The sequence below is a fragment of the Roseomonas sp. HF4 genome, from assembly GCF_005222755.1.
Classification (GTDB): Bacteria; Pseudomonadota; Alphaproteobacteria; order Acetobacterales; family Acetobacteraceae; genus Neoroseomonas.
This window is the reverse complement of record NZ_STGD01000001.1, coordinates 593,180-618,993: the sequence shown is the minus strand read 5'-3', so window position 1 is coordinate 618,993 and position 25,814 is coordinate 593,180. Positions and strand designations below refer to the sequence as shown.

The window sequence follows — 25,814 nt, the reverse complement described above, 5'->3', positions numbered from 1 at the left end:
GCCTCGAACGCCGCCAGGGCGGCCTCGGCCGCGGCGGGATCCACGGCCCGGTAGATGTCCTTCAAGGCCGCGGCCACCGGCTTGCGGTCCTTCCAGGAGACGAAATCCAGGCTGTGGCGCAGCAGGTGCACGATGCAGGTCTGCACCGTCGCTTCGGGGAACACCGCCACGATCGCCTCGGGAAAACCCTTCAGGCCGTCGACCACGGCCAGCAGGATGTCCTCGACGCCGCGGTTGCGCAGCTCGTTCATCACCCGCAGCCAGAACTTCGCACCCTCGTTCTGCTCGAGCCAAAGGCCAAGGATTTCCTTGGTTCCGTCCGCCCGCACGCCGAGCGCAATGTGCACCGCCTTGTTGCGGACCAGGCCTTCATCACGGATCTTCACCCGCAGCGCATCGAAGAACACCAAGGGGTAGACCGGCTCCAGCGGCCGCGCCTGCCAGGCGGCGATCTCGTCCAAAACGGCATCGGTGACCGTGCTGATCAGGTCGGGCGAGACCTCGACGCCGTACAGATCCAGCAGGTGGCCCGCGATCTCGCGCGTGCTCATCCCCCGCGCGTACATCGAGATGATCTTGTCGTCGAAGCCAGGGAAGCGCCGCTGGTACTTCGCGATCAGCAGCGGATCGAAGCTCGCCTGCCGGTCCCTCGGCACCTCCAGCGCCATCCGCCCGGTGTCGGTCACCACGCTCTTGCGGCCGTAGCCGTTGCGGCTGTTGCCGGCACCGCCGTCGCCCGCCAGGTGATGGTCCATCTCGGCGTTCAGCGCCCGCTCCGCCAGCGCTTTCTTCAGCTGATCCAGCAGGCCGCCTTGATCAAAGGCAGCGCTCGCTTCCGACCCAGACAGCAACTGGTCCAGGATCGCGTCAGGGATGATCAACTCTTTCCGTCGGGCCATGGGGGAGCTCCTTCTTTCCCATCATGACCGGCCACACACGGAATTCCTGACAGTCCCCGTGCCGCCGAGTGTGGCGTCGAGTTCGCCGCCGGGTTCCATCAGCACCAGATCGGAAATCAGTTCCGGGTGATGTTGCGCCACGCGGAAGGTGCCCGCCGCGCGAATGGCCCAGCAACCGCACCGGCCCTTCGCCCAACGCCGTGATGAAGCCGGCCACGTCGGCGGTGTGGCGCGCGATCGTGAAGTCGCCGCCGTCAGTCCACTCCCCTGGCCAGCAATGGCGCAGGCTGACGGCGATGGCGTGATGCGCCGCGCCGAAGGCGGCCATCTGCGCGGCCCAGGAGCGCTGGTCGCCAAGCGTGCCATGCACCATCAGCAGCGGCTTGCCGGAACCGGCTTCGGCGTATGCGATCGGGGTGCCGTCGATGGTCAACGTTGGCATCACGCATCCTTTTCGGTGACGGAAACGTTGCCCTGCTTCCGGGAAATTCCAATCCGCCGGACAGACTGCACCATGACCGAAGGTGCAGGAAACTGAGTTTCCTGCCGGGGTGCAGGGGCGGCGCCCCTGCCAGGCCACCGCCGCGCGAGACACACCCCCCGCCTTGGCGCCCCCACCCCGCAATGCGATACCTCCCCCCACCACACGCGAGGACGCCTCATCCATGACCAGCGCCGAGGGCGCGCCTGCCACCTGGCACGCCATCCTCCGCCAGGCCTTCAAGGACAATGATGTCCGCCTGGTGACCTATGTCCCCGACAATGTCCTCAGGCCGTTGATCGAGGGCTGTCACGCCGACCCGTTCTTCACCACCTTCCCCTGCGTGCGGGAGGAGGAGGCCGTCGGCATCGTGACCGGCGCCACCATGGCCGGGATGCGCGGTGTCGTGCTGATGCAGACCTCGGGCTTCGCGACGCTGCCGAACGTGCTGGCTTCGTTGCCCGTCGCGTTCCAGGTGCCGGTGGTGATGGTGGTCAGCGAGCGCGGCACGATGGGGGAATTCAACCCCGGCCAGGCGATCGTCTGCCGCACCATGCGGCCGATCCTGGACAGCATGGGCATCGAGCATCACACCATCACGCGGCTGGACGAGGCCGCCTTCATGGCCGACCGCACCATCCGCCAGGCCTTCGCCACGAAGTGGCCCGCCTGCCTCATCATTTCCCCGCTGTTGAGCGGAGGCCGCAAGTGACCGACACGACCGACAACCTGCATGTGATGAACCGTGCGGCGCTGACGAAGCGCCTGGTCGCGGGACTGAAGAATCGGGAAGCCGTGATCGGCGGCATCGGCAATTCGAACTGGGACCTCTGGGGCGCCGACAAGTCGCGGGCCGAGAATTTCTACATGCTGGGCAGCATGGGCCTTGCCGCGCCGATCGCGATGGGCGTGGCGCTCGCGCAGCCCAGGCGGCGCGTCTTCGCGCTGGAGGGGGACGGGTCGTTGCTGATGCAGCTCGGGTGTCTCTCCACCATCGCGGCGCAGGGGGTGCGGAACCTCTGCGTCATCGTGTGGGACAACGGCATCTACCAGATCACGGGCGGGCAGGGGACGCCGGCCCGGACCTCGGGCACCGACATCGTGGCGATCGCGCGCGCCTCGGGCATCGCCTCGGCCGCCTGGGCGGCGGACGAGGCGGAGTACGATGCGCTGGTGGCCAAGGCGCTCGGGACCGACGGGCCGCATGTGATCGGCGTGAAGATCGACGGGGAGCCGGGGCGGACGCAGACGGATCGCGACCCGATCCGGTTCCGCGAGAGCTTCATGCGGGCGATGGCCGCGCCGGCCTGACGCGGCGCGCCTCTTTCGTGCCCCTCAGGCGCCGGGCGGGCCGCGGACGCGGCGCTTGGCTTCGCCGGACAACCGGCGGGCCGCAGTCGCGGCCCGGGCCCTTCGGGCCGCAGGTCGGTGCTTCGTGGGCCGGGTGTCAGATCGTCTGCCCGCGCAGGAAGCCGAGCGCGGGCAGCGGCGACCATTTGCGCGGCAGGTCCGACCGCCGGATGGGGGCCACCGAATAGTTCGGGATGGGTTGCTGGGCGCGGACCAGCCAGTCGGCGTAGGCCTTCACCTGCTGGTCCCGCCAGGCGCTGTCGCGCAGCGCCTGGTCGCGGGATCGGAACACCTCGGCCACGAGGGACTTCCGCCCCACCGTCGCCACGACGGCCCAGAGCGTGTCGTCATCCCCGCCGCGGACGCTGACCAGGATCCCCACGCCGCAATCAGTGGCAAATCCGCCCCGGCGCGGTCAAGCGGCGCGGCGCCGTCAGGCCGCTGCGGCCGCGGGCGTCCCGATTCGGTCGAGCGGGCCGAATTCCCGTTCCAGGATCGGCCTGACCTCGGCCTGCCAGGCGGCGATGGAGCGGAGCGCGGTGCCCGGCGGCATGTCGCCGAGTTGCGCCTGCAGCAGGTAGTGGCAGGGGCTGGCGGCGCGGATCTCGGCGGCCATGCGGGCGGCGACGGTGGCGGCGTCGCCGACCAGCATGTGGGCGGCCATTTCCTCCAGGGTCGGCTCGCCCTCCCAGGGCTTCTCGACGATCATGCCGCCGTCCATCTCCTGTTCCCGCCGCCGGAGGGATTGCGAGAGGCGGATCTGCCAGCGGGCGTTCTCGAGGAAGCGCGCGGCTTCCTGCCGGTCGCTCGTGACGCAGAACGGGCGCATGGCGCCGAAGCGCAGCGTCTCGGGCGGCTTGCCGGCGCGGGCGCGGGTGCCTTCGAAGCGGGCGCGGGCGGCGGCGAGCATGGCGGGGGTGAAGTGGCGCGGCGTCACCATGACCACGCAGTCCCGCTCGGCCGCGTAGCGGTGCAGGTCGGGGTTGTCGCCGGCGACGTAGATGTCGGGCATGCCGCGCACGGGCCGCGGCGCGATGTGCGCGGGCGGCATGGCGTAGTGCGCGCCGTCGTGGGCGAAGGTCTCGGCGGCGAAGGCCTTCTCCATCATGGCCATGACTTCCAGAAGCCGGGCCGGCGCCTCCTGCAGGTCCTGGCCGAAGCGCTCGAACTCGTAGGGCTGGTAGCCGCTGCCGATGCCGAGCACGAGCCGCCCATGCGCCAGCGAATCGACCATCCCCACCTCCGCGATCAGGCGGGAGGGGTGATACAGCGGCACGATCACCACCCCGGAGCCGAGCCGGATGCGCGAGGTGTGCGCCGCCATGTGCGCGACCATCGTGAGCGGTGACGGGCAGACGCAGTAGTTGGAGAAATGGTGCTCGGCGAACCAGGCGATGGCGAAGCCGGCCTGCTCGGCGGCCTTCACCTGCGCCACGGCGTCGTCGTAGATCGCCGCCGTCGGCGTGCCGCGGGTGCGGTAGCCCATCAGGCAGAACAGGCCGACATCCATGCTGCGTCTCCTTCCCCTCGTTGGCGGGGATGGTCACGCGAAGGGCGGGCCGCGCGCAACCCCGGACGGCTTGCGGCGCGGGCCGCGCCGCGCTGATCTGGCGCACCGGAACGGATGGAGCCCCTGCATGATCGTCATCGGCCGCGGCAGCGTGCAGCAGGAGGAATGCGACGTGATGGGGCACATGAACGTGCGTCATTACGTTGCGCGCGTGACGGATGCGCTGGCCTGGCTGTTGCTGGAGGCCGGGCATCCGGGCGGCTTCGCGGTGCTGGACCAGCACATCCGCTTCCTGCGGGAGATGGCGCCGGGCACGCCCTTCACCATCCTGGGCGGCGTCGTGGAGCAGCGCGACGACCGGCTGCTCGCCTTCTGCGAGATCCGCAACACCGCGACCGAGGCGCCGGCCGCGACCTTCGCGACCTGGATCGCGCCCGGGGCGCCGGTCGTGGTGCCGGAGGCGCTGCGCGTGGCGCTGCCCGCGCATGCGGCGCCGCGCGGCCTGTCCTTCGCGGCCCCGCGCCCCCTGCCGGACCGCGCGGCCGCCCGCGCCATGGGCCTGACGGAGGGCTATCGCGGTGCCGTCCGCGCCCATGAATGCGACGCCGCGGGTGTGATGCGGCCGGACGGCGTCATCGCCCGCGTCTGGGACGGTGTGCCGAACCTGCGCAACCGCGGCACGGGCCTCGGCGTGAAGGAGGACGGGGTCGGCAGCGCGGCGCTGGAATACCGGCTGGTGCACCTGGCGCCGCTGCGCGCCGGACAGTTGCTGACGGTGACCAGCGGGCTGCGCGCGCTGGCCGAGAAGACCACGACCTGGACGCACCTGCTGCATGACGGGGAGACCGGCGCGCCGGTCGCGGCGGCCGAGGCGGTGGGCGTCGCCTTCGACCTGGCGGCGCGGCGCGCCATCGCGATTCCGGAGACGCGGCGCGCGGCGCTGGAAGCGATGCTGGTGGAAGGGCTCGGGCTGTAGCCGGCGGCCTCAGCGCGGCGCGGGTGCGGGCGGGGGGACCTCGTGGCATTCCACGAGGCCGTTCGGGATGGCCACGCAGTGGTGCCGCGTCGCGGTCGGCGGCGGCGCGCAGCTCGCCAGGATCATGATGACGAGCAGGCCCTGGCTGAGCGGCACGCTTGCGTCCCTCTCGTCCCCGGTGGCCGCGCCGGGGTGGCGGCGCCCGCGCCCTGCCCATAGCATGTCCGCCGCAGGCTCCGCAGCGGGCCAGGGAGGAGACCACCGCATGAATTTCGCCATCGGGCGCCGCGCCGCGCTTGGCCTGCTCGCCGCCGGGGGCGCTGCCGCGCAGACGCTCCAGCGCCCGGCGCGCCTGATCGTGGGCTTTCCGCCGGGCGGGTCGTCCGACGTCGTCGCGCGGCTCTATGCCGAACGGCTGCGCGGCGCCTTCGCGCCGCAGGTGATCGTGGAGGGGCGCGTCGGCGCCGCCGGGCGAATCGCGGTGGAATTCGTCAAGGGCGCCGACGCGGACGGCACGGTCATCCTGCAGACGCCCGCATCGATGCTGACGCTGCAGCCGCACGTCTTCCCGCGGGAGGTGCGCTACGACGCGCTGACGGACCTCATCCCCGTCTCGACCGTCTGCACCTTCCCCTTCGCCTTCGCGGTGCCGAAGGACCATCCGGCGCAGACGCTCGCCGGTTGGATCGACTGGGCGAAGGCGGAGCGGCGCGACCTGCCCTGGGCCTCCCCCGCCGCGGGATCGGCGCCGCATTTCATGGGCATCGTGCTGGCGAAGAAGACCGGGCTCGCCATGACGCACGTGCCCTTCCGTGGCGCGGCGCCGGCGGTGCAGGACCTGATCGCGGGGCGGCTTTCCTGCTTCATCGGCGTGCTGGGCGATGTCTCGCCCCATCACGGCACGGGGCTGAGGCTGCTCGCCGTATCCTCCGCCGCGCGCAACCCGCGCTTCCCGGACGTGCCGACCTTCCGGGAACTGGGGCACCCCGACCTCGACAAGGATGAATGGTTCGGCGTGCTGCTGCCGGCGCGCACGCCGGCGCCGGTGGTGGAGGCGCTGCACCGCGCGATCCGCGCCGCCGCCGCGGCACCCGAGATGGTCGCGGCGCTGGACCGGCTGGAATACCTGCCGACCACCTCCGACACGCCCGCCGCCTTCGCGGAGCGGATCCGGCGCGAACGCGACGGCTGGGCGCAGGTGGTGCGCGACAGCGGGTTCCGACCCGAGAACTGAAGGTCGCGGGGAGAAGGGAACGTCTCCCCCCGAACCCCCTCAACCTTCTTCGGCACCTGGTGACCGGCATCCCAGGACCGGCGCCAATTCCCAAAGAAGGGAGGGGGTGTGCGGGAGGTTCACCTCCCCCGCCCTTCCTGCCACCTTCCCCGCATGCGCGAGATTCGCCTCAACGCCTTCGACATGGCCTGCATCGGCCACATCCAGCAGGGGATGTGGACGCATCCGCGGGACCATGCGGCCGACTACCTCTCCCTCGACCACTGGACATCGCTCGCGCGCCTGCTCGAACGCGGGTTGTTCGACGGGCTGTTCCTGGCCGACGTGCTCGGCATCTACGACGTCCATGGCGGCAGCGGGGACGCGGCGATCCGCCACGGCGTGCAGGTGCCGCTGCTCGACCCGATGCTGCTCGTGCCCGCCATGGCGGCGGCGACGGAGCATCTCGGCTTCGGCGTGACCGTGAACCTCGCCTGGGAACCGCCGGCGCTGCTGGCGCGGCGCTTCTCCACGCTCGACCATCTCACCAAGGGCCGGATCGGCTGGAACATCGTCACGGGCTACCTCGACAGCGCCGCGCGGGCGATGGGCCTTGACCGCCAGATGGCGCATGACGATCGCTACGACATGGCGGACGAGTTCATGACGGTCGTCTATCGCCTCTGGGAGGAATCCTGGGCGTCGGATGCGGTGAAGCGCGACCGCGCCGCGGGCGTCCATGCCGACCCTGCGCGCGTCGCGCGCATCCGGCACGAGGGGCCGCAATACCGCCTTGACGCGCCGCATCTGGTCGAGCCCTCGCCGCAGCGCACGCCGGTGCTCTACCAGGCGGGCGCATCCGATCGCGGCCGCGCCTTCGCCGCGCGGCATGCGGAATGCGTGTTCCTGAACGGCGGGCCGAAGCCGCATGTCGCGGCGCTGGTCGCGGACCTCCGCGCGCGCGCGGCGCCGCGGCCGATCAGGGCCTTCATGGGCGCCACCGTGATCCTGGGCCGCACCGCGGCCGAGGCGCGCGACAGGCTGGAAGACTACCGCCGCCACGCCAGCGTGGAGGCGGCGCTGGTCCATGCCTCGGCCTCCCTCGGCATCGACCTCGCGCGGTACGGCATGGATGACGAGCTGCCGTCGGCGTCGGAGGCGATCCGCTCGAATGTCGAGGCGCTGCGCGCCGCCGCGCCGCGCGCGACCAAGCGCGCGCTGATCGACCGCATGGTGCTCGGCAGCCGCCAGCCGCCCATCCTGGGCAGCGCCGAGGAGGTGGCCGACGCGCTGATCGCCTGGCAGGACGAGGCTGATGTGGACGGCTTCAACCTCTCCCGCACCGTCACGCCCGAATGCCTGGAGGACGTGGTGACGCTGCTGGTGCCCGCGCTGCAGGAGCGCGGGCGCTACAAGCGCGCCCATGCGCCCGGCACCTATCGGGAGAAGCTGTTCGGTGCCGGCCCGCGCCTCGCGGCCCCGCATCCTGCCGCCGCCGTCGCGCGCTGAGCGTCGTGTTGCGCGCGCAGGCGCCGCGCGCCGGCATCCGCCGGCTTGGCTTCGCGCCGCGCACTGCTGCGCCTTGCCCGGCAGGCGGCCTGGGCGCGGTCGCGCTTCGCGCGCCCGGATCGCGCCGGTGCACGATCCGTCTCCGGATTGTCGCCCGGTTTCCCTCGGCAGGATGCTGCTCTAGGTTCCGGCGAACTCCCGAGGAGAGATCGATATGGACGGAACCCAGATGCCGGCCGCACAGGCGGCGCTGACGGCCCGCTACGGCGCCGGCGCCGAGCCCAAGGCCGGCCCGTGGAACGACACCATCGCGCTGCTGCTCTCGCACCGCTCGGTGCGCGGCTACACCTCCGACCCGGTGCCGGACGGCACGGTCGAGACGCTGGTCGCCGCCGCGCAATCCGCCGCGACGTCGTCCAACCTGCAGACCTGGTCGGTCGTGTCGGTGAACGACCCGGCGGTGCGCCGCGAATTGGCGGCCATCGCGGGCAACCAGAAGCACATCGAGCAATGCCCGGTCTTCCTCGTGTTTCTGGCCGACGTGTCGCGCAACACGCGGCTCGCGGAGCAGGAGAAGGTGGAACTCGTGGGCCTGCCCTACCTCGAGGCCTTCCTCGTCGCGTCGATCGACGCGGCGTTGGCGGCGCAGAACGCGGTGGTGGCGGCCGAGAGCCTCGGGCTCGCGAATGTCTACATCGGCGCGCTGCGCAACGACGTGAAGCGGGTGGCGGAGCTGCTCGGCCTGCCGCCGGGCGTGGCACCGGTCTTCGGCCTCTGCGTCGGCCATGCGGCGCCGGGCCGGGAAGGGGAGGTGAAGCCCCGCCTGCCGCAGGCCGCCGTGCTGCACCACGAACGCTACGACGCCGACGACGCCGGCCACCGCGCCGCCTACGACCCGCGCATGGCCGCCTTCTCCCGCCGCAACGAGATGGGCGGGGCGGACAGCTGGACGCAGCGCGTCATCGCGCGGCTCGGCACCATGAAGGCGCTGGCGGGGCGCGACCGGTTGAAGGAGGCGCTGGTCTCGCTGGGCTTCCCGCTGAAGTAGCGGCGGCGGTCCGAAGGTGGGGGGAGGGGAACCTCCCCCGATCCCCCTCCCTTTTCTGGAACCTGGCGCTGTCCCTGGGTGGTGGGGCGCCGGGTGCCAAAAAAGGTTGAGGGGGGGCTCGGGGGGAGAAGTTCCCTTCTCCCCCCGCCTCACCCTGGCGCGTTCCCCCGCCGCAGCACGGCGTCGAAATACGCGACCGTGCGGCGCAGCCCGTCCTCGAGTGGCACCTTCGGCTCCCAGCCCAGCAGCCGCTTCGCGAGACCGATGTCCGGGCAGCGGCGCACCGGATCGTCCTGCGGCAGCGGCCGCTTCTCGAGACCGGCGCCGTCGCCGCACAGAGCGATGACGCGATCGGCCAGCTCGCGCACCGTGATCTCGTGCGGATTGCCGAGGTTGACCGGCCCGGTCACGTCGTCGTCGGTCGCCATCAGGCGCATCAGCCCCTCGACCAGGTCGTCCACGAAGCAGAAGGACCGCGTCTGCGTGCCCTCGCCGTAGATCGTGACCGGCTTGCCCTGCAGCGCCTGGACGATGAAGTTCGACACCACGCGCCCGTCCTCCGGGTGCATGCGCGGGCCATAGGTGTTGAAGATGCGCGCGACCTTGATGCGGACCTTGTGCTGGCGGAGATAGTCGAAGAACAGCGTCTCGGCGCAGCGCTTGCCCTCGTCGTAACAGGCCCGGGGGCCGAGCGGGTTGACGCTGCCGCGGTAGTCCTCGGTCTGCGGATGGACCTCGGGGTCGCCGTAGACCTCGCTGGTCGAGGCCTGCAGCACCTTGGCCTTCACGCGCTTGGCCAGGCCCAGCATGTTGAGCGCGCCGGAGATGGAGGTCTTGGTCGTCTGCACCGGGTCGAACTGGTAGTGCACCGGGGAGGCCGGGCAGGCCAGGTTGTAGATCTCGTCGACCTCGACATAGAGCGGGAAGGTCACGTCGTGGCGCATCGCCTCGAACTGCGGGTGCTGCAGCAGGTGGGCGATGTTGTCGCGCGTGCCGGTGAAGTAGTTGTCGACGCAGAGCACCTGGTGCCCCTGCGCGAGCAGCCGCTCGCACAGATGGGATCCGATGAACCCCGCGCCCCCCGTCACCAGCACGCGCTTGCGCGAGATCATGCCGTCATTCCCCTCGTGATGGCCGCGGACCGGCCGCACGGACGCCGTGCCGGCGCCGCGGCGCGTTTCTGGCCCGGCGGGCGCCCGGCGGCAAGGATTCCGGGGCTGGCCGGGGCATCGGCCAGGTCAGTCGGCGGGCTCTGACACGAGCGTGGGCAGGCCGGTGCGGAAACGCAGCGCCGCGCGCACGCCGTCCTCCGGGAAGGTCAGCAGCACCTCCGCCCCCGGGCCGAGGTCGTGCGCGAGCCCGCGCTCGAGCAGCCGCATGCCGAAGCCGCGCCGGTCCGGCGCCGGCGGCGTGACCGGCGGCCCGCCGCTTTCGCGCCAGTCGAAGGCGGCGACGCCGTCCTCCCCGAGCGACCACGTGACCTCGACCTCCCCGCCGGGGCGGGAGAGCGCGCCGTAGCGGGTTGCGTTCGCCGCCAGTTCATGCAGCCCGAGGACGAGCGCCTGGGCCTGGCCGGCATCGACCTGGATACGTCCGGATCCGCCGATCCGCACCGCGCGGCCGCCTTCGAGCCAGGGCTGCAGCCCCGCACGGACGACGCGCAGCAGGTCGACGCGGTCCCAGCCCTCGCCCGCCATCAGGTCGTGCGCGCGCGTCAGTGCCTGCAGGCGGCCGACGAAGTCCCGCGCGGCGCCCGGCGCGCCGGCGCCGGCACGGCGGAAGGACTGCGCCGCGATGGACTGCACGGTCGCCAGCGTGTTCTTGACCCGGTGATTGAGCTCTGTGACCAGCAATTCGCGCGAGCGTTCCGCGCGCACGCGGTCCGTCACGTCCTGCAGCACGGCCGAGACGCCGGTCACCGCGCCGGCCGCGTCCTTCACCGGGTGGCAGGAGGCAAGCCAGTGGCGCAGGTGCTGCACCGCGCCCGGCGCCTGTCCCGTGCAACTCACGTCGAGCATCGGCCGTCCGGTCGCGAGCACCTCGCGCTGCGCCTTCTCGAGCGGCTCGGCCAGGCCCTCGGGCATCACCTCGTGCGGCGCGCGGGCGATATGGGCCTCGGTCGGCAATCCGCTGATGGCGGCGAAGCGGGCGTTGACGTTGACGAAGCGCAGCGAGGCATCGACCAGCGCCAGCCCCACGGGGACGGTGTCGTAGACGGCGCGGAGCTCGGCGACGGTCTGGCGCACCTGCGCCTCGTTCACGCGCAGCGCGGCGCCCGCGCCCCGCGCATCGGTGATGTCGTGGATCGCGCCCACCCATTCGAGCGGCGTGCCGTCGTCGTTCGCGATCGGCACGCCCGTCGCGCGCACCCAGCGCCAGGTGCCGTCCTCCCCCGCGGAGCGCAGGCGGAACTCGACGCCGATCTGGCTCCGCGCGACCAGCGCGCGGCCCCATTCGGCGAGCGTCGGCGCGCGGTCGTCGGGGTGCAGCATCTCGATCCAGCCGTCGCCGCGGAAGGCGGGCGCGGTCTGGCCGGTGAGGCCGGCCCAGCCCGCTGCCTCGGTCCAGCCACCGCCGGCATCGGCGCGCCAGAGGACGATGGCGCCGGCCTCGGCCAGGGCGCGCAGCCGGCGTTCGCGCTGCTGGGCCGCCGCCTGCGCCTCGGCCAGCGCCGCGCCGAGGGCGGCGAACTCCCCCGACGGCGGGATCTGCGGGACGGCGGGCACGATGGCGTCGGCGCGCAGCGCCGCGGCCGCGGCCGCGGCATGGTGCGAAAGCGCCTCGATCGGGCCGAGCAGCGCGCCGCGCGCCCGGCGCACCGCGGCCGCCGCCGCCAGCGCCGCGAGCAGGACCACCCCGCCCAGCCAGGCGAGCAGGTTCATCCACGGGAGCAGCCCGGCGGAGGCGGGGCGCCAGGCGACGACCCGCCATTCCGGTGCTTCCGACAGGTAGCTGACCGCCAGCCGCAGGTCGCGGCCATCGGCGCCCGGCACGACGCGCGCCTCGCCGCGCGGCAGGCCCGACAGCACCGGCCAGTCCGGCAGCACGGCGGCCGATGCGCCCTGGCTCGCAACAAGGCGCCCGCGGCTGTCCAGCAGCGCGGCGGGGCCGGGGCCGATGGCGGCGACGAGCCGCGCCGTGTCGATGCGCAGGCTCAGCACCGCCTCCGCCCGCCCGCTGCGCAGCAGGGGCAGCATCAGCATCGGCTGGCCGGCGCTGTCCGCGGGGCCGGGCAGCACGTCGCTCACGCGCGCGCGGCCGGTCTCGAGCGCCCAGAGGCCGGCGGCCACGGCCGGGGTCGAGCCGAGCGGCGTGCCGAAGGGCTCGCTCGTGTCCACCAGAAGGCCGAGGCTGCGGTCAAGCACGCCGACCGGCCCGCCCAGCGTCTCCGCGAGGCGGCGCGCCGCGGCGTCGGCTTCCTCGAGGTTCGCGAGGCCGCGGCCGCCATCCAGCGCCGCGGCGAAGGCGCGGAGCGCGGTGCGGCGCGCCTCGAACTCGGCATCGACGGATTGCGCCGCATGGCCGGCGGCCGCGACGACCGCGCGGCCCGTCGCGGCCTCGTTCCAATGCCGCGAGGCCAGCCCGAGCGCTGCCGCGCCGAGCGCGAGCGGAAGCAGCCCCGCCGCCGCCACGACCAGCAGGCGCCGGCCGAGCACACGTCGGCTTCTGGCCTCCGCGGCCATACCCTGTCGAATGCCCTGCACCCGGAGACCCGTTGCCCGTCCCGCCACCGATGGCAAGTGTATACATCGGGAATGCGTCAACCAAGCGTTGTCCGCCCGGGAGATGACCGCGCCCCGGCCATCACGTTCGCGGCATCCGGGGCCGCGCCGCCGCCGTCGGGGCGCCGGGGCCACGGGATGATTGCCGCCCGACGACGACCGGCGCGGAGCATGCTTCGCATACCGGCACCCGCCCGCCCATCCTGGATACCGTCGTCGGGCGGTCGCGCAGGAGGATGCCGCCGCGTGGCGATTCCGCGGCGGCAAAAGTTAATCTACGGTATAGCCATGAGCCGAATCCTGCCAGGTCTTGCCGGGGCGACGTTCTTGCTGCTGGCCGCCTGCGCGCCGCCGGCGCCGGAGCCAGAGCCGCTGCCCGTGCCGCCGGTGCCGCCCGCGCGCGTGCCACCCTTGGCGCGCCCCGCCGCCGGCACGCCGCCAGGCGGCGCCGAGGCCGCGCAGATGAACGGGGATGAGCCCGAAGGCACGCCGGAGCAGGCACAGGCACCCATTCCGGTCTGGCGCGTCGCGCGCGACGGCACGCTCGGCTGCGCGGAGCCCGGGCCGCTCCGCCTCGTGCGCAACGGCGAGGATGCGGCGCCGCGGCTGCGCGCGCAGGCGCGCCTCGCCGGCGGCTGCCGTACCACCTTCCGGCGCAACGAATGGGCGTTCGAGGGGACGGAGGAGGACCTGGTCCGGCTCCGGCTGATGAACGGACCGGCGCTGGAGCTCTGGTTCCTGCGCGAGGACGTCGTCGCGCCCTGAGCCCGGCTTTACGCCGCCGCGCGGCAACGGGACACTCGCCGCGGCAGAAGGGAACGCCGCGCGCATGAGCTGGGAACCGGAACTCGAGGAACTGCGTCGGCGCGAGGCGCTGGCCCGCGTCATGGGCGGGCCGGACAAGGTGAAGCGCCAGCACGATGGCGGGCGCCTCACGGTGCGCGAGCGCGTGGACGCGCTGGTCGACCGCGGCACCTTCCACGAGGTCGGCGCCATCGCCGGCCGCGCGGAGTACGACGAACAGGGCGACCTCGCGGGGTTCACGCCGTCCAACTGCGTCATGGGGCGGGCGATGGTGGACGGCCGCCCCGTGGTCGTGGTGGGCGACGACTTCACCGTGCGCGGCGGCAGCGCGGACGCGACCATCCGCGACAAGCCCATCATGGCCGAGCGCATGGCGGCCGAGCTCCGCCTGCCGATCATCCGGCTGATCGAGGGCTCGGGCGGCGGCGGGTCGGTCAAGACGATCGAGACGACGGGGCGGGCCAACCTGCCGGGCGGCGTCGGCGGCACGCAGCTCTATGCGCAGACCACGGCGAACCTCGGGCTGGTGCCGGTGGTGGCGCTCGGCCTCGGCTCGGTCGCGGGGCTGGGGGCCGCGCGGCTCGCGGCGGCGCACTACGCCGTCATGACCAAGGCGTCGGCGATGTTCGTGGCCGGGCCGCCGGTGGTCGCGCGCCTGGGCGAGACGCTGGAGAAGCGCGACCTCGGCGGCTGGGAGATCCAATGCAAGGCGGGCGCGGTGGACGACGCGGCCGAGACCGAGGACGAGGCCTTCGCGCTGGCGCGGCGCTTCCTGTCCTACATGCCGTCCTCGGTCTTCGCGCTGCCGCCCAACATGCGCCCACGCGACGACGCGGCGCGGCGGGACGAGGCGCTGATCGCCGCCATCCCGCGCGACCCGCGCGCCGCCTACAAGGTGCGGCCCATCATCGAGACACTGGTGGACAAGGGCAGCTTCTTCGAGACCGGGCGCTGGTTCGGCCGGCCGGTGGTCACGGGCCTCGCGCGGCTCGACGGGCGGGCGGTCGCGGTGCTGGCGTCGGACCCTGTCTTCCAGGGCGGGTCCTGGACCGCCGATGCCTGCCAGAAGATCATCCGCTTCGTCGACCTGGCCGAGACCTTCCACCTGCCGGTCGTCTACCTGATGGATTGCCCCGGCTTCGCCGTGGGGCTGGAGGCGGAACGCAACGCCACCATACGCTGGGGCGTGCGCGCCATGGCGGCGGTCAACCAGTGCCGCCAGCCCTGGTGCACGGTGATCCTGCGCAACGCCTTCGGCGTCGCGGGCGTGGTGCACCAGCCGGCGGGGCGATACTCGATCCGCTACGCCTGGCCTTCGGCACGCTGGGGGTCGCTGCCGCTGGAAGGGGGCGTGGAGGCGGCCTACGCGGCGGAGGTCACGGCAGCGGAGGACCGCGACGCCAAGGTGGCCGAGATCGAGGCGCGGCTGCAGAAGCTGCGGTCCCCCTTCCGCACGGCGGAGGCGTTCTGGGTGGAGGAGATCATCGACCCGCGGGACACGAGGCGGCTGCTGTGCGAATTCGCGCGGCTGGCGGAGCCGCTGCGGGCGACCGGGACGGCCGCCTTCACGATGCGCCCCTGACGGGGCGCGTGCATCGCCGTGCCGGCCGGGCTAGCATACCTGTCTGCCGGAGCACGCTATGCGGCCTCCTTCCCTGGAGGCCGGAGAGGCGACGGCCATGGCTGCAACCCCTTCCACAAACGCCGGCGCGACGGAGGAGATGTCGCCTTCGGCCGAGTTGATGCGGCTGGTCAACGCCTACCAGGTTTCCCAGGCGCTGCATGTCGCCGCCACGCTCGGCGTCGCCGACCTGCTGGTCGACGGACCGAGGGACGTCGCGTCGCTTGCAGAGACCTCCGGGTCGCATATGCCCTCGCTCTACCGGCTGATGCGCGCGCTGGCTGCCGTCGGCGTCTTCCACGAAGGCACGGACCGGGTCTTCTCGCTCACGCCGCTTGGCGCCTGCCTGACGGGCGACGCGCCCGGATCGCGGCGGAACTACGCGCGCTGGATTGGAACGCCCGGCCAGTGGCGATCCTGGGGCAACCTGCTGCACTGCATCCGCACCGGTGAAAGCGCCGCGAAGTTCACCTGCGGCGTGGATGCTTGGACCTACCGCGCGCAGAATCCGGAGGAGCGAGCCATCTTCGACAGCGCGATGACCGGCAATTCGCGCGCCGAGGCCGAGGCGGTGCTCGCGGCATTCGATTTCGGCCGGTTCGGTTCGGTGGTGGACGTCGGCGGCGGACAGGGGCACCTGCTCAGGGCCATCCTGCTGGCCGCGCCGGCGCTGCGGGGCGTGTTGTTCGACCAAGCTCAGGTCGTCGCGACGGCCGCGCCGGCATTCGCCGCGGACGGGCTGGCGGATCGCGTCGAGGTGGTGGCCGGAAGCTTCTTCGACGCGGTGCCGGCGCAGCGCGACGCCTATGTCATGAAGGCGATCCTGCATGACTGGGACGGCCGCGAGGCGATCGAGATCCTGCGGACCTGCCGCCGCGCCATGGCTGCCTCGGCGACGCTGATCGTGATCGAACGCGTTGTCGGCCCGCCAAACGAGGATGCGGAACGGAAATTCTCCGACCTAAACATGATGGTCCAGTATGCCGCGCTGGAGCGCACCGGGCCGGAATTCCGCGACCTGCTGGCGCAGGGCGGCTTCGCCCTGCGCGAGATCATTCCGACGCGCTCGCCGCTCAGCCTTGTCGTGGCGCATCCCGCGGCAGGCGCGTGAGGCGGCTGCGCCTGCCAGATCGTTTGTCTGGTGCGGGATCCGCTACTCCGGCGTGATCCCCGCCGCCTGCACCACCTGGCGCCATTGCGGGATCTCCGCGCGCAACCGCTCGGCCAGGGGGCCGGGCCCGGTCAGCATCAGCTGCGAGCCGCGCGCGGCCATGCGGCGGTAGAGCTCGCTTTCCGGCGCGCGCAGCGGCGCGAGTTCGGCCAGCACCCGCGCGATGGCCTCGGGCGGCGTCGCCTTGGCGGCGAACAGGCCGAACCAGAAGGGCACGGCGAAGCCCGGCACGCGCTCGCCCACCGCCGGCACGTCGGGCAGCAGCGGCGCGCGCGTCGCCGTCGTCACGCCGATGCCGCGGATCGTGCCTGCGCGGATATGCTCGAGCGCGAGCGAGACGTCGCCCACGAAGCAGTCGATATCGCCGGCGAGCAGCGCGTTCATGATCAGCCCGGCGCCGCGATAGGGCACGTGCAGCAGCTCGATCCCCGCCTTCTGCATCAGCAGCGCGCTGGTCAGGTGCGTCGCCGAGCCGATGCCCGAGCTGCCCACCGAGACCTTGCCCGGGTTCTCCCTGGCGTGCGCGAGGAAGGCGCCGAGGTCGGCCGGGCCGTTCGCGCGCACGCAGTAGATCAGCGGCGCCTCGGTCACGATCGTCATGGGCAGCAGGTCGACCAGCGGATCGTAGCCGAGATTGCGCTTCAGCGCCGGCAACGTCGCGACGGAGTTGGAGGTGATCAGGAAGGTATGCCCGTCCGTCGCCGAGGCGACGAACTGCATCCCCACCTGGCCGCCCGCCCCGGCGCGGCTCTCGTAGACCACCGGCTGGCCGAGGCGCGGCGTCAGGTGCTCGACGAAATAGCGGGCCGGCACGTCCTGCGGCCCGCCCGGCGCGAAGGGGCTGATCAGCCGGACCGGCCGGCTCGGCCAGGCGCCCTGCGCGAGCGCGGGCGCGGCGAGGCCGCCGAGGGCGGCGGTGCCGAGCGCGCGGCGGGTAATGGCGATGGTCATGGTCTGGGTCCTCCCGGTGTCGTTTCTTGCGTCAGTCGCCGACGACGTCCTGCCAGCGGGGCAGGGGACGTGCCTCGATCGGCGTGAGCCAGGCGGCGTGGTTGCCCCGGTGGATGACGGCCGCGGGCAGCAGGATCTCGCGCGGTACGGGCAGGCCCTGCAGGTGGCGCAGCGCCGCCATGGCGGCGACGGCGCCCATGCGCTGCCCGTCATAGTCCATGGAGGCGAGCAGCCGGCCCGTCGCGATCTGCTCCGCCGCCTCGATCGTGCCGTTGTTGCCGGCGACGAGCGCGGTGCGCCCGGCGTCGTCCAGCGCGTCGAGGGCGCCCAGCGCCATCAAATCGTTGGTGCAGATCACGCCGTCGATGCGCGCGTGCTGCGCGAGCAACGCGGCCATCGCCGCGCGGCCGGGCTCGCGCAGGTAGCGCCCCGGTGCGGTGCCGAGCAGGCGGATGCCGGGCGCCGCGGCGATCGCCGCGCGGAAGCCGCGGCCGCGGTCGCGGCTGGTGGGCGCGCTGTCGGGCCCCTCGATGAGCACCAGATCGCCCTGGCCGCCCAGCGCGTCGATCATGAAGGCGGCGCAGCGGCGGCCCATGTCCTCGTCGTCGGCGCCGACGAAGGACACGAAGCCGCCCGCCATGCGGTTGACGAAGCCCACGAAGGGGATGCCGGTCGCGATCGCCTCGGCGACCGGGGCCTCCAGCAGGCGGTCGTCGGCGGGCGCGAACAGGATGGCGTCCGGCCGTTCCGCGACCACCCGGCGCAGCAGTGCGACCTGCTCGGCGGGATCGTCGGGCGTCGCGGGGAAGTGGCGCGTCGCGGCCGCGCCGCCGGCTTCCGCGGCGCGCTCCACGCCGCGCAGGAAGGCCTGGTAGTTCGGGTTGACGCCGTTCTTGGTGAAGGCGGCGATGCGCGGCACCTCAGTCGCCCCGCACGCCCGCGGCGCGGATCACCTCGCCCCAGGACCGCAGGTCGGACGCGATGCGCGCGTTGAAGGTTCGCGTGTCCTCGAAGTTCGGCGTCAGGCCGTTGGCGAGCAGGCGTTCGCGGAAGGTGGGATTCTCGAGCGCGCGGCGCGTCGCCTCGCTCCAGCGCGCCAGCGCTTCCTCCCCCATGCCGCGCGGACCACAGATGCCGAACCAGCCGGCCATCTGCAGCCCGGGGACGAAGGCCGAGATCGGCCGCACGTCCGGGAACAGCGGCGAGCCCGCATCGTCCCCCATGGCCAGGATGCGCAACTCGCCCCCCGTCACCTGGCGCATGATGTCGCCGAGGTTCGTGATCATGAAGTCGGTGCGCCCGCCCAGGATGTCGATCACCGCGACGGCGGCGCCGCGATAGGGCACGTGCACGATGTCGAGCCCCGCGCGCGCCTTCAGCAGTTCGACCGACAGGTGCTGCGCCGAGCCGACCCCGGCCGAGGCATAGGTCAGCCCGCCCGGCCGCGCCCGCGCCGCGGCGAGCAGCCCCGGCACGTCCCGGTGCGGCCCGCGCGCCGCGACGACCAGCGCGTAGGTGGACAGCGCGACGTTCGCGACCCCCGTCATCTCGGTGCGCGGGTCGACGGGCAGGGCGGCGCCGGGCAGGTTCGGCGTGATCGTCATGCTGCCCATCGGGCATTGCAGCACGGTATTGCCGTCGGGGGCGGAGCGCGCCACCACCTCGGCGCCGATCAGGCCATTGGCGCCGGTGCGGTTCTCGACCACGCCGCGCGCGCCCATCTGCGGCGGCACGTATTCGGCGATGAGGCGGGCCATGAGGTCCCCCGCGCCGCCGGGCGCGAAGCCGGAGATGACGCGGATGCTGCGATCCTGCGCGGCGGCAGGCAGGGCGAGCAGCGCCGCCGCGGCGGCGGCGAGCAGGGCACGGCGCATGGTCGTTCCTCCGGGTTCGTTGGGCGGAGGCTAGTGCGTTTTTCGCGGCGGCGGAAACGGCCCGGGCCCGGGCCGCCACCCGCCCCCCGCCGACGGCATCCAGGATCGGGGAGCCGCCCGGCGCCGGGGGCGAGGATGCGCTCGGGGGCGCATCCTCGCGCAGTCTCTCAGCCCGGCGGCACGGTGCGCGCCAGCGGCGGCAGCGCCGAGACGCGCGCGTACCAGGCCTCGAGCTTCGGATGGCCGGGCCGCCAGGGCTCGTGCGGGTAGCGGAAGTCGAGGTAGCCGAGGGCGCAGCCGACCGTGATCTCGCCGATGGTGTCGAGGTCCCCGAGGCTGTCCGCTTCCTTCTCCAGCACGTCGAGGGCGCGCGTGACCTTGGCCTGCTGCTGGATGATGTAGCTGGTCCGCCCCTCGTCCTGCGGCAGCGCGACTTCCCGCCGGCGGGGCTGCGTCGCGTCCAGGATGCCGTCGCCGAGGGCGGCCAGCGTCAGCGCGCGCCAGCGTGCCGGGCCCTCGGCCGGGATGACGCGCGGCGCGTCGCCCACGCTGTCGAGGTATTCGCAGATCACCGGGCTGTCGTAGAGCGCCTGGCCGTCCTCGATCAGCAGCGTCGGCACCTTGGACAGCGGGTTCACGGCGGCGAGGTCGGGATCGGTCGTCGGCACGGACCAGAGGTCGAGCCGGTCCTCGATGCCGCGCTTGATCGCGACGGCATGGCATTTCCGGACGTAGGGGCTGTTGGGCGAATAGGCGAGCTTCATGGCGCGTCCTCCTGGTCGGATGCCCGATGTTCCCGCGCCCATCGCCATCCGTCCAGGCGGCGGCTACCGTCCCGCGGGCAAGAGGGACCGACCGATGATCGAGGCCACCGAGGACATCCCGACGCGCGACGGTGCCATGGAGACCTTCGTCGTCCGCCCGGAGCGCGGCGTGCCGGCGCCCGCGGTGCTGATGCTGATGGACGCGCCCGGCATCCGCGAGGAACTGCACGACATGGCGCGGCGCCTGGCCACCTCGGGCTACTGCGTGCTGCTGCCGAACCTCTATTACCGCGCGGGCCGCGACACGAAGTTCGGCCCGGGCGTGCTGGTCCAGGGCGACCCGGAGCGCGACCGCATGCGCGCGATCCGCACGAATATGACGATCCCGCCGGTGATGGCGGATGTCGCGGCGATGCTGGGCTTCCTGGACCGGACCGGCATCGCGGCGCCCGGGCCGGTCGGCGCCCATGGCTACTGCATGAGCGGCCCCTACGCGCTGGCGGCCGCCGCGCGCTATCCGGGGCGGATCGCGGCCGCGGCGTCCTTCTACGGCACCTGGCTGGTCAGCGACGCCGAGGAAAGCCCGCATCTCACGCTCGGCCAGGGGCGGGCCGAGCTCTACATCTCCTGCGCCGAGCACGACGAGCTGGCGCCGCTGCCGATGGTCGAGGAGCTGCGCCGGCTGTTCGCGGCCTCGGGCGCGGCGGGCGAGGTCGAGATCCATCCCGCCGTACACCACGGCTTCGCCTTCCCGCAGCGCTGGTGCTTCGACAAGCAGGCCGCGGAACGCCACTGGGAAAGGCTGGTCGCGCTCTATCGGCGGCGCCTCGGCGGCTGACGCCGGACGGCCGGGGTCGCGACCCCGGCGGGAACCGAGGGACGGCGGGGGCGAGGATGCCTGCCCCGTGGCGTGCGCCGCCCTAGGCTGCGCGCGCCGCGTCGATCAGCGCGCGGAAGCGGCGCACGACGGCGGGCAGGCCCTCGAAGACGCTCTGCGAGACCAGGAAGTGGCCGATCGAGACCTCCGTCACCTCCGGCATCGCGGCGATCGGGCCGACGGTCTCGTAGGTCAGCCCGTGGCCGGCATGGCAGAGCAGCCCCGCCGCCCTGGACGCCGCTGCGCCGGCCTTGAGGCGCGCGAGCTGCGCCGGGCGGTTCGCGACCGGCCCCTCGGCATAGGTGCCGGTGTGCAGTTCGATCGCGAGCGCGCCGAGCCTGGCGGCGGCCTCGATCTGCGCCGGGTCGGCCTCGATGAAGATCGACACGCGCACCTCGGCCGCGCGCAGCCGCGCGATGGCCTCGGCCAGGAACGAGCCGGCGCGCAGTACGTCGAGCCCGCCCTCAGTGGTCAGCTCCGCGCGCTTCTCGGGCACGATGCAGCAATAGGGCGGGCGGATGCGTTCGGCGAAGGCGACCATCTCCTCGGTCGCGGCCATCTCGAAGTTGAGCGGGGCTGCGACCTCGGCGCGGATGCGCTCGACATCGGCATCGCGGATGTGCCGGCGGTCTTCCCGCAGGTGGACCGTGACGCCGTCCGCGCCGGCCTCGACCGCGACGCGCGCGGCCTCGACCGGGCAGGGGAAGGTGCCGCCGCGCGCGTTGCGCAGCGTCGCCACGTGGTCGACGTTCACGGACAGGTCGAGATGCGTCATGCGAAACCCCTGGCGCGGGCGAGCTCCGCCGCGAGGCGGATGGCCGCGATGAGCGAGGACGGATCGGCCCGCCCGGTGCCTGCGATGTCGAGCGCGGTGCCGTGGTCCGGGCTGGTGCGCACGATCGACAGGCCGAGCGTGACGTTCACGCCGCCCGCCATGTCGAGCGTCTTGATCGGGATCAGCACCTGGTCGTGATAGAGGCCGATCGCCGCGTCGTAGGTCGGCCGCGCGAGGGCGGTGAACATCGTGTCCGGCGGCAGCGGGCCGCGCGCGTCGATGCCCTCCGCCCGCAGCATGGCCACGGCGGGGGCGACGATCTCGATGTCCTCGCGCCCCATGGTGCCGGCTTCACCGGCATGGGGGTTGAGGCCAGCGACGGCGAGCCGCGGATGCGCGATGCCGAATTCCTCGCGGAGCGCGCGCGCGGCGATGCGCGCCGTCCCCGCGATCAGCCCCGGTGTCAGGCGGGCGATGGCGCGCGCCAGCGGCTCGTGCACCGTGACCGGCACGACGCGCAGCTCCGGGCAGGCCAGCATCATCACCGGCGGGACGCCGGTGCCCGCGATCTCGCCCAGGTATTCCGTGTGGCCCGGATGGCGGAAGCCGGCGGCCGTCAGCGTCGCCTTCTGGATCGGGTTGGTCACGACGCCGGCGCCGCGGCGCGCCTTGCAGAGGTCCACGGCCTCGGCGATGGCGGCGATGACGGCGGGCGCGTTCGCGGCATCCGGCGTGCCCGGCACGGGCGCGCGGGGCAGCGGGCGGTGCAGCACGGGCAGCGCGTCCGGGAAGGCGGCCTCGGCTTCCTCCGGCGCGGCGATGACGCGGACCGGCGCGGCGAAGGGGCGTGTCGCGTCGTCGATCAGGAAGAAGCACGGGCCGGTGCCGCGCAGCGCCGCCCAGGCGCCGGCGGCGATCTCGGCGCCGATGCCGGCGGGTTCTCCCATGGTGATCGCGAGCGGTCGCATGACCCCTGCCGTTTACGGCCTTGCGCGCCGGCTGACGAGGCCTTGCGGCGCCGCAAGCCGATGCGTCGCGCGCATGGTAGAAGACGCGCATGGAGTTCCTGGCGAATTGCCTGCACGACCTCACCGCGCTCGGCCCCGGCGGCCTGCCCGCGGTGATGGCGGCGCTGTTCCTGGCGGGCCTGGCGGGCGGCGCCACGCATTGCGCCGGGATGTGCGGGCCCTTCGTGCTGGCGCAGGCGGCGGCGGTGGCGGACCGCGCGGCCGGCGGGGGCGCGCTCGCGCGGCTCTCGGGCGCGGCGCTGGCGCCGTATCACCTCGGGCGGATGCTGGGCTACGGCGCGCTCGGCGCGCTGGCGGGCGGGCTGGCCGGGATCGTCGCGCTCGGCAGCGGGTTCCGCTTCCTCCTTGCGGCGCTGCTCGCGCTGGCGGCGCTGCTGATGTTCGCGCAGGCATCCTCGCGCGTCGCGGCGCTGCTGCCCCGGCTGCCGGCGCCCCGCCTGCCGGCCGCGCTGGAACGTCGCCTGGGCCGCCTGGTCGCGGCGCCGACGGGCCTGCGCGGCGTGATGCTCGGGCTCATGCTCTCCGCATTGCCCTGCGGCCTGCTCTACGGGGCGGTGGCGGGGGCGGCGGCGACCGGCTCGGCGCTCGGCGGGGCGATGGCCATGGCGGCCTTCGTGGCGGGGACGGTGCCGGCACTGGTGGGCGTCGCGCTGGTCGGGCGCTTCTTCGGCCGGCGCGCGGGGCCCGGGATGCGGGCCGCGGGCGCGGTGCTCTTTGCGATCAACGGGATCGTGCTGGCGGCGATGGCGGTGCGCGTGGCCGCGTGACGGCGGGCCGCGCGATGCTTCAGGACACGAGGTCGCGGTAGGCGTGCCAGGTCGCGTGCCCGACCAGCGGGATGACGAGCGCGAGCCCGAGGAAGAAGGGCGTCAGCGCGAAGGCCGTGAAGACGACGATGAGGCCCGCCCAGAACACCATCGCGCCGGGGTTGGCGATCACCGCCCGGATCGAGACGATGATCGCCTCGATCGCCGTCATCTGCGGCTTGTCGACGAGCATCGGGATCGAGACCGCCGAGATCGCGAAGGCTGCGGTGGCCAGCACCGCGCCCGCGCCGGTGCCCACGATCAGGAAGGGCAGCAGCATGTCGGACCGCAGCATGGCCATCGGCAGCGCTTCGAGCGACGGCGCGAAGTTGATGCCGAACATCAGCATGAAGATCAGCGCGGCGACCCGCACCCAGAACAGGTGCAGCACCAGCAGCACGACGCCCATGAAGGCAAGCTGCCCGCCGTTCCGGCTGAAGCCCCCGAGGCACGCCGCGAAGGTGACGGGCAGGCCTTCCTCTCGCAGGCGCGACGCTTCATAGAGGCCGGCGGCCAGCAGCGGCGCCACCATGAAGAACCCGGCCGAGGCCGGCAGGATGGCCCAGGCCGTCTGAGTCCAGAGCAACAGCAGCGCCAGCACCCACCCCGCCACCGTCAGGGCGGCACCATAGAAGAAGCCGATCTGCGGATTGGCCATCAGGTCGCGCCAGCCGGCGGTGACCCACGCCCAGGGGCGGTCGGGGGTCACGGCCCGGATGGTGACGGGCGCATGGGGCGCGGCTTCCGCATCGCTTGGCATGGCAGGCGTTCCCTGTGAGCGCGACGCTTCGGCCGCGATTCCGGCTGCAGCCTATCGTGTTGCAGCGCGGAAGACTTGATCCGGATCAAGGACGGAACGGTGCCGCCAGGGTTCCTTGCCCGGCATGGCGGGCAGGGCGAATCGCGCCCCGCCGCCGGCGTGGGAGAGATCGGTCGTGGCAGCAGCAACGGCAACCGCCGCCCTGGCTCCGGGGCAGGCATCGAGGGCGGGGGAGGTGGCCTATGTCGAGGCGCCGGTGCGCGCCTTCGCCATCATCACCGCCTTCTGGGGCGTGGTCGGCTTCCTGGTGGGCGTGGTCATCGCCCTTCAGCTGGCCTTCCCGTTGCTGAACCTCGACCTCGAATGGACGACCTTCGGGCGGTTGCGCCCGCTCCACACGAGCGCGGTGATCTTCGCCTTCGGCGGCAATGCGCTGCTCGGCACCAGCCTGTTCATCGTGCAGCGGACCTGCCGCGCACGGCTGTTCGGGGGCGACGATGCGGGGTGGTTCCTGTTCTGGGGCTACCAGTTCGTCATCGTCATGGCGGCGCTCGGCTATGTGCTCGGCATCACGCAGGGCAAGGAATACGCCGAGCCCGAATGGTACGTGGACCTCTGGCTGACCATCGTCTGGGTCGCCTACCTGGTGGTCTTCGGCGGCACGCTGATGAAGCGCGAGGAGCCGCACATCTACGTGGCGAACTGGTTCTACCTCGCCTTCATCATCACCATCGCCATGCTGCACATCGGGAACAACATCTCGATCCCGATCAGCCTCGGCTCCTCGGCCTCCTACTCGGCGCCGGCCGGCGTGCAGAGCGCGATGATCCAGTGGTGGTACGGCCACAACGCGGTGGGCTTCTTCCTGACCGCGGGCTTCCTCGGCATGATGTACTACTTCATCCCGAAGCAGGCGAACCGGCCAGTCTATTCCTACCGCCTGTCCATCGTGCACTTCTGGACGCTGATCTTCCTCTATATCTGGGCGGGTCCGCACCACCTGCACTACACCGCGCTGCCGGACTGGGCGCAGGTGCTCGGCATGGTCTTCTCGGTCGTGCTGTGGATGCCGTCCTGGGGCGGCATGATCAACGGGCTCATGACGCTGTCGGGCGCGTGGGACAAGCTGCGCACCAACGCGGCGCTCCGCTTCTCGGTCACGGCCGTGGGCTTCTACGGCATGTCGACCTTCGAGGGGCCGGTGATGTCGATCCGCGCGGTGAACGGCCTGTCGCACTACACCGACTGGACCATCGGCCACGTGCATTCGGGCGCCATGGGCTGGGTCGGCTTCATCACCTTCGGCGCGCTCTACTACCTGTTCCCGGTGCTGTGGCGGAAGAAGGCGGTCTGGAGCGAGAAGCTGATCGCCTGGCACTTCTGGTTGGCCACGCTCGGCATCGTCTTCTACATCACGGCGATGTGGGTCTCGGGCATCATGCAGGGGCTCATGTGGCGCGCCTACGACGAGCTCGGCTTCCTCCAGTACTCCTTCGTCGAGACGGTGGAGGCGATGCACCCCTACTACGTGATCCGGGCGCTGGGCGGGGTGCTCTACCTCAGCGGCGCGCTGATCATGTGCTTCAACCTGTGGAAGACGGTGACCAGCAGCGAGGCCTCGGAGCCCGAGGCCGCACCGTCCCGCGCCATCGCCGTTGCGGCGGAATAGGGAGGG

26 protein-coding genes are annotated in these 25,814 nt (G+C 72.7%); 12 read left to right on the top strand and 14 right to left on the bottom strand.

Features of this window, described 5'->3' with window-relative positions:
• Together E8M80_RS02960 and E8M80_RS25715 are read right to left on the bottom strand one after the other, a co-directional pair.
• A partial coding sequence (locus tag E8M80_RS02960) for an IS256 family transposase (RefSeq protein ID WP_137124140.1) occupies positions 1 to 899 on the bottom strand: 899 nt, incomplete at its 3' end.
• Positions 868 to 1,332 carry an alpha/beta fold hydrolase gene (locus tag E8M80_RS25715; RefSeq protein ID WP_206035555.1) on the bottom strand — a complete coding sequence of 155 codons (465 nt, stop codon included), beginning with the start codon at positions 1,330 to 1,332 and terminating at the stop codon, positions 868 to 870. The genes E8M80_RS25715 and E8M80_RS02960, both read right to left, overlap by 32 nt.
• A gap of 232 nt (positions 1,333 to 1,564) precedes the next feature.
• Here E8M80_RS25715 and E8M80_RS02950 point away from each other — a divergent pair, with 232 nt between their 5' ends.
• Positions 1,565 to 2,092: a thiamine pyrophosphate-binding protein gene (locus E8M80_RS02950; protein WP_137124138.1), complete on the top strand. Its 528-nt coding sequence runs from the start codon at positions 1,565 to 1,567 to the stop codon at positions 2,090 to 2,092.
• Positions 2,089 to 2,691 carry a thiamine pyrophosphate-dependent enzyme gene (locus E8M80_RS02945; protein WP_240789856.1) on the top strand — a complete coding sequence of 201 codons (603 nt, stop codon included), beginning with the start codon at positions 2,089 to 2,091 and terminating at the stop codon, positions 2,689 to 2,691. The genes E8M80_RS02950 and E8M80_RS02945 overlap by 4 nt, the downstream gene beginning before the upstream one ends.
• 136 nt (positions 2,692 to 2,827) lie before the next feature.
• On the opposite strand, the gene E8M80_RS02940 is transcribed toward E8M80_RS02945, so the two are convergent.
• Positions 2,828 to 3,112, bottom strand: coding sequence for a hypothetical protein (locus E8M80_RS02940; protein ID WP_137124137.1), 285 nt, complete (start codon positions 3,110 to 3,112; stop codon positions 2,828 to 2,830).
• 51 nt (positions 3,113 to 3,163) lie between these two features.
• The gene (locus tag E8M80_RS02935) at positions 3,164 to 4,240 is read right to left on the bottom strand and encodes an LLM class flavin-dependent oxidoreductase (protein WP_137124136.1); all 1,077 of its coding nucleotides are present in this window, start codon (positions 4,238 to 4,240) and stop codon (positions 3,164 to 3,166) included.
• A gap of 127 nt (positions 4,241 to 4,367) precedes the next feature.
• Between E8M80_RS02935 and E8M80_RS25710 the strand changes: the two genes are divergently transcribed.
• Positions 4,368 to 5,216, top strand: a complete 849-nt coding sequence (locus E8M80_RS25710; RefSeq protein WP_170979164.1) for a thioesterase family protein — start codon at positions 4,368 to 4,370, stop codon at positions 5,214 to 5,216.
• 9 nt (positions 5,217 to 5,225) lie between these two features.
• Here E8M80_RS25710 and E8M80_RS25705 read toward each other — a convergent pair whose 3' ends face one another.
• Positions 5,226 to 5,372, bottom strand: coding sequence for a hypothetical protein (locus E8M80_RS25705; protein ID WP_170979163.1), 147 nt, complete (start codon positions 5,370 to 5,372; stop codon positions 5,226 to 5,228).
• 109 nt (positions 5,373 to 5,481) lie between these two features.
• Here E8M80_RS25705 and E8M80_RS02930 point away from each other — a divergent pair, with 109 nt between their 5' ends.
• The 3 genes from E8M80_RS02930 (at position 5,482) to E8M80_RS02920 (ending at position 8,986) form a co-directional block, all read left to right on the top strand.
• Positions 5,482 to 6,450 carry a tripartite tricarboxylate transporter substrate-binding protein gene (locus tag E8M80_RS02930; RefSeq protein WP_170979162.1) on the top strand — a complete coding sequence of 323 codons (969 nt, stop codon included), beginning with the start codon at positions 5,482 to 5,484 and terminating at the stop codon, positions 6,448 to 6,450.
• Positions 6,451 to 6,603: 153 nt separating this feature from the next.
• Positions 6,604 to 7,938 carry an LLM class flavin-dependent oxidoreductase gene (locus E8M80_RS02925; RefSeq protein ID WP_137124134.1) on the top strand — a complete coding sequence of 445 codons (1,335 nt, stop codon included), beginning with the start codon at positions 6,604 to 6,606 and terminating at the stop codon, positions 7,936 to 7,938.
• Between the two features lie 214 nt (positions 7,939 to 8,152).
• Positions 8,153 to 8,986 carry an NADPH-dependent oxidoreductase gene (locus tag E8M80_RS02920; RefSeq protein ID WP_170979161.1) on the top strand — a complete coding sequence of 278 codons (834 nt, stop codon included), beginning with the start codon at positions 8,153 to 8,155 and terminating at the stop codon, positions 8,984 to 8,986.
• Between the two features lie 149 nt (positions 8,987 to 9,135).
• On the opposite strand, the gene E8M80_RS02915 is transcribed toward E8M80_RS02920, so the two are convergent.
• Positions 9,136 to 10,098: a UDP-glucuronic acid decarboxylase family protein gene (locus E8M80_RS02915; protein WP_137124133.1), complete on the bottom strand. Its 963-nt coding sequence runs from the start codon at positions 10,096 to 10,098 to the stop codon at positions 9,136 to 9,138.
• Positions 10,099 to 10,224: 126 nt separating this feature from the next.
• Positions 10,225 to 12,642 (bottom strand): sensor histidine kinase, encoded by a 2,418-nt coding sequence (locus E8M80_RS02910; RefSeq protein ID WP_170979160.1) that lies wholly within the window; start codon positions 12,640 to 12,642, stop codon positions 10,225 to 10,227.
• 354 nt (positions 12,643 to 12,996) lie between these two features.
• Here E8M80_RS02910 and E8M80_RS02905 point away from each other — a divergent pair, with 354 nt between their 5' ends.
• The 3 genes from E8M80_RS02905 (at position 12,997) to E8M80_RS02895 (ending at position 16,244) form a co-directional block, all read left to right on the top strand.
• Positions 12,997 to 13,473 (top strand): hypothetical protein, encoded by a 477-nt coding sequence (locus tag E8M80_RS02905; protein ID WP_137124131.1) that lies wholly within the window; start codon positions 12,997 to 12,999, stop codon positions 13,471 to 13,473.
• A gap of 64 nt (positions 13,474 to 13,537) precedes the next feature.
• The gene (locus E8M80_RS02900; RefSeq protein ID WP_137124130.1) at positions 13,538 to 15,094 is read left to right on the top strand and encodes an acyl-CoA carboxylase subunit beta; all 1,557 of its coding nucleotides are present in this window, start codon (positions 13,538 to 13,540) and stop codon (positions 15,092 to 15,094) included.
• Positions 15,095 to 15,191: 97 nt separating this feature from the next.
• On the top strand, positions 15,192 to 16,244 hold the full coding sequence (locus E8M80_RS02895) for a methyltransferase (protein ID WP_206035554.1): 1,053 nt from the start codon (positions 15,192 to 15,194) through the stop codon (positions 16,242 to 16,244).
• Between the two features lie 42 nt (positions 16,245 to 16,286).
• Here E8M80_RS02895 and E8M80_RS02890 read toward each other — a convergent pair whose 3' ends face one another.
• The 4 genes from E8M80_RS02890 to E8M80_RS02875 form a co-directional block, all read right to left on the bottom strand.
• Entirely contained in the window at positions 16,287 to 17,255 is a 969-nt protein-coding gene (locus E8M80_RS02890) for a tripartite tricarboxylate transporter substrate binding protein (RefSeq protein ID WP_170979159.1), read from the bottom strand.
• A gap of 31 nt (positions 17,256 to 17,286) precedes the next feature.
• Positions 17,287 to 18,174 carry a sugar ABC transporter substrate-binding protein gene (locus E8M80_RS02885; RefSeq protein ID WP_137124128.1) on the bottom strand — a complete coding sequence of 296 codons (888 nt, stop codon included), beginning with the start codon at positions 18,172 to 18,174 and terminating at the stop codon, positions 17,287 to 17,289.
• Between the two features lies 1 nt (position 18,175).
• Positions 18,176 to 19,129, bottom strand: coding sequence for a tripartite tricarboxylate transporter substrate binding protein (locus E8M80_RS02880; RefSeq protein WP_137124127.1), 954 nt, complete (start codon positions 19,127 to 19,129; stop codon positions 18,176 to 18,178).
• A 167-nt stretch (positions 19,130 to 19,296) separates the two neighbouring features.
• Positions 19,297 to 19,893 carry a glutathione S-transferase N-terminal domain-containing protein gene (locus tag E8M80_RS02875; RefSeq protein WP_137124126.1) on the bottom strand — a complete coding sequence of 199 codons (597 nt, stop codon included), beginning with the start codon at positions 19,891 to 19,893 and terminating at the stop codon, positions 19,297 to 19,299.
• 94 nt (positions 19,894 to 19,987) lie between these two features.
• On the opposite strand from E8M80_RS02875, the gene E8M80_RS02870 reads away from it, so the two are divergent.
• Positions 19,988 to 20,731, top strand: coding sequence for a dienelactone hydrolase family protein (locus E8M80_RS02870; protein WP_137124125.1), 744 nt, complete (start codon positions 19,988 to 19,990; stop codon positions 20,729 to 20,731).
• 82 nt (positions 20,732 to 20,813) lie between these two features.
• Here the strand turns inward: E8M80_RS02870 and E8M80_RS02865 are convergent, their stop codons facing one another.
• Together E8M80_RS02865 and pdxA are read right to left on the bottom strand one after the other, a co-directional pair.
• Positions 20,814 to 21,545: a pyridoxine 5'-phosphate synthase gene (locus E8M80_RS02865; RefSeq protein WP_137124124.1), complete on the bottom strand. Its 732-nt coding sequence runs from the start codon at positions 21,543 to 21,545 to the stop codon at positions 20,814 to 20,816.
• Complete coding sequence (pdxA, locus tag E8M80_RS02860; RefSeq protein ID WP_137124123.1) at positions 21,542 to 22,513, bottom strand: 4-hydroxythreonine-4-phosphate dehydrogenase PdxA; 972 nt, start codon at positions 22,511 to 22,513, stop codon at positions 21,542 to 21,544. The genes E8M80_RS02865 and pdxA overlap by 4 nt, the downstream gene beginning before the upstream one ends.
• A gap of 89 nt (positions 22,514 to 22,602) precedes the next feature.
• On the opposite strand from pdxA, the gene E8M80_RS02855 reads away from it, so the two are divergent.
• A complete protein-coding gene (locus tag E8M80_RS02855) occupies positions 22,603 to 23,340 on the top strand; it encodes a sulfite exporter TauE/SafE family protein (RefSeq protein WP_137124122.1) in 738 nt (245 codons plus the stop codon).
• A gap of 19 nt (positions 23,341 to 23,359) precedes the next feature.
• Here the strand turns inward: E8M80_RS02855 and E8M80_RS02850 are convergent, their stop codons facing one another.
• Entirely contained in the window at positions 23,360 to 24,139 is a 780-nt protein-coding gene (locus E8M80_RS02850) for a DUF2189 domain-containing protein (RefSeq protein ID WP_137124121.1), read from the bottom strand.
• Between the two features lie 175 nt (positions 24,140 to 24,314).
• Between E8M80_RS02850 and ccoN the strand changes: the two genes are divergently transcribed.
• The gene (gene ccoN, locus E8M80_RS02845) at positions 24,315 to 25,808 is read left to right on the top strand and encodes a cytochrome-c oxidase, cbb3-type subunit I (protein ID WP_370287152.1); all 1,494 of its coding nucleotides are present in this window, start codon (positions 24,315 to 24,317) and stop codon (positions 25,806 to 25,808) included.
• The last annotated feature ends 6 nt before the right edge of the window (positions 25,809 to 25,814 follow it).